The 7534-nt window shown below is 49.1% G+C and carries 9 protein-coding genes; 7 read left to right on the plus strand and 2 right to left on the minus strand.

The window, feature by feature from the left end; genetic code table 11:
- The 5 genes from A3SI_RS19435 to A3SI_RS16365 all read left to right on the plus strand — a co-directional run.
- The coding region (locus A3SI_RS19435) for a hypothetical protein (protein WP_009057670.1) at positions 1–1475 on the plus strand (1475 nt) is incomplete at its 5' end.
- Between the two features lie 11 nt (positions 1476–1486).
- Entirely contained in the window at positions 1487–2086 is a 600-nt protein-coding gene (locus tag A3SI_RS18570; protein ID WP_162098484.1) for a tyrosine-type recombinase/integrase, read from the plus strand.
- A 56-nt stretch (positions 2087–2142) separates the two neighbouring features.
- The gene (locus tag A3SI_RS23400) at positions 2143–2532 is read left to right on the plus strand and encodes a tyrosine-type recombinase/integrase (RefSeq protein WP_394330391.1); all 390 of its coding nucleotides are present in this window, start codon (positions 2143–2145) and stop codon (positions 2530–2532) included.
- The gene (locus A3SI_RS16355; RefSeq protein ID WP_009057676.1) at positions 2526–3401 is read left to right on the plus strand and encodes a tyrosine-type recombinase/integrase; all 876 of its coding nucleotides are present in this window, start codon (positions 2526–2528) and stop codon (positions 3399–3401) included. The genes A3SI_RS23400 and A3SI_RS16355 overlap by 7 nt, the downstream gene beginning before the upstream one ends.
- Before the next feature lie 1006 nt (positions 3402–4407).
- On the plus strand, positions 4408–5271 hold the full coding sequence (locus A3SI_RS16365) for an RHS repeat domain-containing protein (RefSeq protein WP_238531830.1): 864 nt from the start codon (positions 4408–4410) through the stop codon (positions 5269–5271).
- A gap of 528 nt (positions 5272–5799) precedes the next feature.
- On the opposite strand, the gene A3SI_RS16375 is transcribed toward A3SI_RS16365, so the two are convergent.
- Both A3SI_RS16375 and A3SI_RS16380 read right to left on the minus strand, forming a co-directional pair.
- Positions 5800–6270 (minus strand): hypothetical protein, encoded by a 471-nt coding sequence (locus tag A3SI_RS16375; protein WP_009057683.1) that lies wholly within the window; start codon positions 6268–6270, stop codon positions 5800–5802.
- A 51-nt stretch (positions 6271–6321) separates the two neighbouring features.
- The gene (locus A3SI_RS16380; protein ID WP_040671303.1) at positions 6322–6612 is read right to left on the minus strand and encodes a helix-turn-helix domain-containing protein; all 291 of its coding nucleotides are present in this window, start codon (positions 6610–6612) and stop codon (positions 6322–6324) included.
- Positions 6613–6785: 173 nt separating this feature from the next.
- On the opposite strand from A3SI_RS16380, the gene A3SI_RS16385 reads away from it, so the two are divergent.
- Together A3SI_RS16385 and A3SI_RS17905 are read left to right on the plus strand one after the other, a co-directional pair.
- Positions 6786–7043 carry a hypothetical protein gene (locus A3SI_RS16385; RefSeq protein WP_009057685.1) on the plus strand — a complete coding sequence of 86 codons (258 nt, stop codon included), beginning with the start codon at positions 6786–6788 and terminating at the stop codon, positions 7041–7043.
- Between the two features lie 3 nt (positions 7044–7046).
- On the plus strand, positions 7047–7532 hold the full coding sequence (locus A3SI_RS17905; RefSeq protein WP_009057686.1) for a CHC2 zinc finger domain-containing protein: 486 nt from the start codon (positions 7047–7049) through the stop codon (positions 7530–7532).
- The last annotated feature ends 2 nt before the right edge of the window (positions 7533–7534 follow it).

Raw genomic sequence — 7534 nt, forward strand, 5'->3', positions numbered from 1 at the left:
CCGACACGGCGCATTACTATGTAAAGGGTGGGGTTAGACAGGAACCCGACAGGCTTCAGGTCAGCCTGATGGTCGAGGGGAAGGGCAGCAGCGCCTACAACCGCTACCGCAACCGCCTGGACCTGTACGAGAACAAACAGACGGAAAGGATAGCCAGGGAGGCGGCCGAAAAACTGAACCTCAGGGCAGACCTGTTGGAGCTGGACCTGTGCAGGCTGGCCGACCTTCTGGAAGACTACCGGGACAGTCGGGAAACGGGCCAAAAACCGGAAAGCGCAAGGGTGGCTCTGGACAGTACGGCAAGCGGCCGGTGCAGGGACTTTTTGGGCAAACCCAACCTGATCCAAAGGTTCAATGCCCTGATCGGAAAAGCGGGCGTTGTGGGCGAGGAAAACAACCGGGTGTTTTTGTTCTGCATCGCCGCCAGCTACGGGATGCCCGACACGCTGCATGCTTTAATACAGGGCAGTTCAGGCAGTGGCAAGACCCATCTTCTGGTCAAGATCAGCAGCTTTATCCCCGATGAAGATGTGAAACGGTTTACAAGGGTCACAGAAAGCAGCTTTTACAACTACGGCATGTACGATCTGAAAAACAAACTGATATGCCTGGAAGACCTGGACGGGATGAAGGAAGAGGCGCAGCTGGCATTTAGGGAACTGCAATCAAGGGAAATGCTCTCATCGAGCACGACGGGACAGGACGAAAAAGGCAACAACCGGGCGTATGAAAAGACCGTTTACGGGCCGATCGCCTCGATGGCCTGCACCACCAAGGGGGAGATCTACGAGGACAACATGAACCGCTGTTTTCTGATCGCCGTGGACGAGACCAGGGAGCAGACGCAAAGGATCATCGCCTACCAGAACCAAAAGGCATCCGGGAAGATTGACGGGCAGGAAGAAAGGAAGGCCACGGAGTTTATCCAGGACTGTATCCGGATGCTGAAACCGTGTGAAGTGGTGAACCCCTATGCGGACAGGGTGAATCTTCCGGAAGAGGCCCACAAGATCAGGAGGCTGAACGGCCTGTACCAGAGCTTCGTGAAGCAGATGACCCTGATGAACCAGTACCGGAGGAAAAAAGATCAGAAAGGGAGATTGATCACGGAGAAAGAGGATCTGCAGGTAGCGGCGGAGATCATGTTTGACAGCATCGTGCTGAAGATAGACGAGCTGGACGGCAGCCTGAGGCTGTTCTACGAGCAGCTGAAAACCTATATCAAAGGGAAAGGCGAGGCCTACGAATCCTACAGCTTCGGACAGCGGGAAATCAGGCAGGCACTGAACATCAGCAAGACCCAGCTTCACCGCTATATCCATGACCTGCTGGCCCTGGAATACATCCGGCAGTCGGGCGGCCATGCGAACCGGGGCTACCGGTACAAAGTGGTCTGGTGGGACAACATCGAGGCATTGCGGGCAAAAACAAAAAGGCATCTGCAGGGCCAGCTTGACCAGCTTGAAATCCTGTAGGCTGGTGTTCCATGCCCCTGGAACGCCAGCCGGAACGCCAGAAAGACCCAAAACCGGCCAATACCTGCTGCAATCAAACAAAATACCTCTGGCGTTCCGTGTTCCGAAAGAACGTGAGGGGTACCCCCCTGAAAATATCTACGACGATGAAGCATTTACCGATCTACAATAAAGAATACCGTGACCTTCTCCTGGACTTCAAGCTGTACCTGGAACGTACGGGATACAACAAAGGGAGCCGTGAAGCCCTGCCGTCCTGCCTGCGGGAGTTTTTTTACCGGATGGAAGGCCTTGGCATCCATGGACTGGACGGCATCATGCCCGGGCATATCCTGGAACATTGGGAGTACCTGAGGACAAGACCGAGCCAGAGGGGCGGCAGTCTGGGCGAAAGCCAGATCAACCATCACCTGTATGCCCTGAAAACCTTTATGAACTTCCGGGAAGCCGTTGGGGATCTTGAAAGCAACCCCTTCGGCGCACTGGCCTTCCCCAAGCCGGAACATCCGCCCAGGAAGGTGTTAAGCACCGAAGAGATCAAAGCCCTGTACGGTGCATGTGAGACCCTTCGTGACCATGCCATGCTGAGCCTGTTCTACGGCTGCGGCTGAGAAGGTCGGAGGCTGAAAAACTGGATATATCCGACATCCACTTCAAGGGGCAGCTGCTGTACGTGCGTTCCGGCAAGAGCGGAAAAAGAAGGGCTGTGCCGATGGGCGTACAGGTTGCCCAAGACCTGAAAGGTTATTACCTGCGGGAAAGGGAATCCTACAGAAGCGGAGCCACCGCCGACAGCCTGAAAGCTTTTATGCTCAACAACCACGGCAACAGGATGTCCGGGGACAGCTTTTGGAGAAGGCTCGGGTACCTTGCGGAACAGGCGGGTTTTACGGACAGGATCGGGCTTCACTGCCTGCGGCACAGCATCGCCACACACCTTTTGGAAGGCGGTCTGGGCATCGAGCAGGTCAGGGACTTTTTGGGCCACCGCCATCTTGAGACGACCCAGATCTATGCCAAAATCAGCAAACATTATCTATCCAAGCAAATATGTTGAACGACAGCAAACTGGAAACCTACCTGCTGGAAAGGCATACACCCGAGACTGCAAAGATCTACCTGCGGGACATCCGGATATACCTGGACTATATGACGGAGGAAAGAGCCGAAAAAGCGGGCTACAAAGACATTTTGCAGTACGTGGACTACCTGAGGAAGAAACACAAAAACCCGAGGACGGTCAACAGGATGCTTTACGGGGCAAAGTCCTGGCACAACTGGCTGCTGCATACCGGAAGGCGGGAAGACCATCCCTGCAGGTTTTTGAGGCTGCGGGATGCCAAAGGTCAGGACATCCAGCTGCAGGATCTTTTTTCTTCAACTGAACTCGAACAGCTGATGGAAAGGAAGGAACGCTATGAAAGCGTAAGGATCAGAAACCAGGTGCTTGTCAGTCTGCTGATCTACCAGGGATTACGGTTGAAGGAAACAGAACAGGTGAGGTTACAGGATGTTGACCTGGAAGCAGGGACAGTCCACACCCGGGGCATGGCCAAGACACTGCCAAGAACCCTGAAGATGAAGCCCAAACAGATCATGCTTTTTTACCGCTACATCCACGAAATACGCCCCAAAACCATCAGCGAAAACACCGACCGGTTAATCCTGAACATCCGGGGGAAGGCCATCAAGGCCGATGACATCAACTATCTGGTGGAGACTTTTAGGGATCTATTCCCTGACAGGAAACTGAACGCCCAAACCATCCGGCAGAGCGTGATCGCCAACCTTTTAAAAGAGGGAAAAGACCTTAGGGTTGTACAGGTGTTTGCGGGACATAAAAACCCCAGTTCGACGGAGCGGTACAGGCAGACGGGATTGGAGGAACTGAAGGCGGCGGTACAGAAACACCATCCGCTGGGGTAGTGCTCCGAAAGGAGGTTTGCAGTAACGATGACGGTCACAGGTTAAGCAGTGTTCGTCATCGGTCGTCCGCAAAAAGCCACGCCAGCACTCACGGCATCCCGACAACAAGTTGGTTTATTTTTTTAAGGTGTGTCGGGAAGCCGTTCGCCCTTCGGGTGCTCGTACCTCGCATGCTGTCATGTCTTTTGCAGTTCCTCCCTCTTCCTCACGGCAGGCTACTTTGTCTGCTTAGGCCGCTTCCCTACACTCCTCCGCCTGAGGCGGATCCGTTCCGTTCAGCCGCCACGCATCCACCGCCTGCCTGTGTTATTGCTCGCCTGCGGGTCGCTGCGGGCTGCGGGCTGATTTTAATGATTGCCTCCGGCAGGTAGGTAGCCCTTGTGTGGTGCGCTTCGGGCTGTCATCGTTTTTGCAAAAAAGGCAAAAAACCACGCCAGCCCTTCACTTCCACATAGCTGCAAGCCGCCTTCCTTCGTCAGGCTCTCTCTTGCACCACCCTTGCTCCACTCGCAGGGCGGCTCGCGAAGCTTGGCCAGTGTCCGCAACCCGTTCCGCTGCGCTCCACTCATTGCAGCCACTGTCCAGCCGTTTTAGCCGCAGGCGCTTTTTCCTGCGTTTACGCTCAACCAACCCACAGGAACCCCGACAGGTAATAAAATGGACATCCTTGGGAAACAGACCAAAAACACAACAAAAAGAAAAGCAAAGTTAGGCTTGCATTGGCTCGGCCCGTCAAGGTCAAGCCCTTCGGGTTTTGCAACAAAAATCTCCATCCGCCGCGGCGGATAGTATTTTTTATTGCAAAAACCTTGACTGTCCGGCCATGCAGCCAGCGGAGCAGCTTTCTTTTTTTTCTGTTTTTTTCTTTGTGGAAATGTTTATTAAAGGGAAATGAAGCGGATTTTTTTTCTTTCAAATGAAACTCAACTGAAAGAAATCCCTATCTTGGCATTTTATGGGCTGTTTAAAACTGATATACCGACAAGAAGAACCGAGACGATTAAAAGTGTCCTGGAATCGAAATGATACTGAAAATCCGTGTACGGGTGTTGAGAACTATCTCTACAATGGCAAGGAGCTGATTGACGACCTGAATCTTAATTTCTATGACTACGGAGCCAGGATGTATGACCCGGCAATAGGGAGATGGAGCGTCATAGATCCTCTTTCCGAGCAGATGCGAAGACATTCCCCTTACAATTATGCCTTCAACAATCCGATCAGGTTTATTGATCCGGATGGAATGGCTCCTAGGGATTGTTGTCCTGGTATGGGCAGTTCTCTTTCAAGGTCTTTATTGAGCGAAAAAGTTCAGGGTAAAGTTAGTGCTGCCAATGTCAATAGTTCCAATATGCTTAATGTATCGATGGGTCTCCAAGCCTTTGGTGCTGGCGGGAGTATGCAATTAGGACCGTTAAATTTAGGAGCAGGTGCTAGTGTAGGTAATGTTAGCGGAACCTCTACAAGTTCAGGTAATGGAGGAGTACAGTCATCTCTTATTCAATTGGATGGTTCAGCCTCTATTTCAGGTGTTGCTGGAGTTTCTGGTAATTTAGATGTCGGTACAGCAAATTTGGGTTCTTCCAACGGGCAAATGGTAGGGGATGCCAAATTGTATGATGGAGGATTTGGAGTCGGGATTGGAGCCGGGGTTGGTGATAAAGACGGCTCTCAAGGAGTTTCTGCAGACGGGAATTACAATGTTGGCCTAAAAACGAAGATTGGGATATTTAGTGCAGAGGTTTCTACGAACTTAAAAGCTGTTGGGAGCTATTTTTCTAGTGTTGTTGATATAGCCGCAACAGTAATCGGAGATATGGTAAACGAGATGATTAAGCCAGAGGTCAATGTGCCAGAAGAAAGGCGTTAAAAGTAAACTGGAATTGTTTAAAGAATGTAAGGAGCAGGTAAAGAGCCAAGAATTTTCAGTAGTTCTTGGCTTTTTTCGTTATAAATTGCCCCATCTCACTTAGATCTTTTATCACGCCAAAAGAGAGGAAAAGATATTTATCGTCAGTATTGAAGAAAAAATAGTCATTATTGAGGCTAACTTTGTATAATGGGGGGAAAATAAATGGTATCAGCTTGATGGATCTGACTTCCTCCCAATCTAATTTTCTGTTTATCTTAGAACTGGTCACATGGATTACTTTACTGTTTACTTTTATGTAGGCGAATCTATCTTTTACAATAAAAAAAAAGAATAAGGATTGCAATAGCTAAAAACAGCAAAACAGCTGTTCCTGTAACAGATATGTCGCTATTGTTTATGGAGACCAAATTAGGCCAAAAGTAGCCTGTAAATGCCGCGGAAAATAAAATTAAAGAGATGTAAAGAAATGAATACTTGAAAATATGGAAGTATGCCCGGTTACTTTCATAGAGAAAATGTTCCTTGTCATTCATTGCATGGCAGGTTTTCAGTGAGTCTATAGGCACTGGCGGCTTCTATTAATTCAGTTTCTAAATTGTCATCATATTGAAATTTCTGCAGCTGCCATTTATTGTTTGGTTTATAATAAATAAACAAATACCTGATAGGTTGTCGGTCATATTTTATTAAGAATGTATATAAAAGAAGGTTTTCACCAACACTTCTTTTAGAAATGACTTCTTTTCCTTGATAATTCCCAAGCTGCTTTGTCAGTTCAACCAGTTTGTTTTTTAGTTCTGAGGTTTGGGTTTCATTGATCCAGTCATTGGTGGAAAAAACAAACTCTAAAGCTTCACTAGGTCCTTTTGAGTCATAAAGATCAAAAAAATGCTCGTTTATTTTTTCAGGAGTTAGTGCTTCTCCCGACTGGGAGTTTGCATCACTACAACTATAAATGGCAAGGCTTAAAACAAGTAAATTTAGGATATGTTTCATAAGTGAATAAATAGGTGATTCTTAAATTACGGATACACTGATCCTCCGTTTTTATAGTGCTGCAATACTTTTGAGTTTGGCCGCCTTGATAAAAGCATCAATGGTTGCGAAGACGTGGGACTTGTTTTCCGGGTCCAGGTTTTGGATCTCCTTCAGTTTTTTGAGTGTCTCACCGTCTATATGCTCGTACTCCCCATCCTTTACCAGATAATCCAAGGTTACCCCCAGTGCATCGGCGATCTTGGCGGCCACGTCAATGGAGGGGATGTTTTCTCCCCGTTCATACTTGCCGATGATATCCCCTGAAGTCCCGACGAGCTTCCCCAGGTCTGCCTGCCTGATTTTTTTTCTGCTTGCGTGCGAACGCCAATCTGTCTGAAAAAGCCATAAATACCTCGTTTTTGAGAGTTATATGATAGTGAATCACAAAAATACATCACTTATAGGTCAAATACAATTAACATAGCTCTTGCATATAAAAGTTAAATGAGTTAGTTTTGTGAGGTATTTATCAGATGGAAATTTTTAAAGAAAGTTTTATGGCAGAGAAAAAAGAGTACCTATACAACTACCGGGGACTGGACAGGTTCCTGGAGAATTTTGTGGATGCCCCGTCACTGGCAGGGCATCTGGACGAACTGCTGTTCATCCTGGTCACCCACATATCGGTGGTGGAGCGGGAGCAGGACTGCGGCTGGGAGCTCTTGGAGCTGTATGCAGTCCTGAGCGATCTGCATACCGTGTTCGATAACCTGGAGAAGAAGGCGGGTTAAGGGATGGAAATACAGGAGATCAAAACCAGACTGGCGCTAAAGGAAGTCCTGGAACATTACGGGCTGAAACCGGACAAGCAGAGCCGGCTGAACTGCCCGTTCCACCCTGACAAGACCCCGAGCATGCAGGTGTATTACAAGACGCAGACGGCCTACTGTTTCAGCAGCAACTGCCCCACGCATGGCAAGAGCCTGGACGTGATCGACTTTATCATGCATATGGAACAGACGGACAAACACCAGGCGATCCTCAAAGCCGGGGAACTGATCCGCCAGGGGGCGGACACGGTCACGGGCACGGCTTCCCCCGTCCAGAAACTTACCAGGGTTGCGCTGCTCACAAACATGTTTACCTACTTCAGGAATGCGGTGTACAACAGCAGACCTGTCCGTGAATACCTGGAAAGCCGTGGACTGGACCACGSCAAACGGAGGTTGRTTACAACAGTGGCCAGTTCCACCATGGTACGAGAAAGGACGAAACATTGATA

Source organism: Nitritalea halalkaliphila LW7 (genome assembly GCF_000265075.1).
Lineage (GTDB): Bacteria > Bacteroidota > Bacteroidia > Cytophagales > Cyclobacteriaceae > Nitritalea > Nitritalea halalkaliphila.

Bases quoted from the DNA above. Each gene is read 5' to 3' on its own strand.
- A3SI_RS16355 (WP_009057676.1), top strand. From the start codon at position 2,526: ATGTTGAACGACAGCAAACTGGAAACCTACCTGCTGGAAAGGCATACA.
- A3SI_RS16385 (WP_009057685.1), top strand. From the start codon at position 6,786: ATGGAAATTTTTAAAGAAAGTTTTATGGCAGAGAAAAAAGAGTACCTA.
- A3SI_RS16375 (WP_009057683.1), bottom strand. From the start codon at position 6,270: ATGAAACATATCCTAAATTTACTTGTTTTAAGCCTTGCCATTTATAGT.
- A3SI_RS18570 (WP_162098484.1), top strand. From the start codon at position 1,487: ATGCCCCTGGAACGCCAGCCGGAACGCCAGAAAGACCCAAAACCGGCC.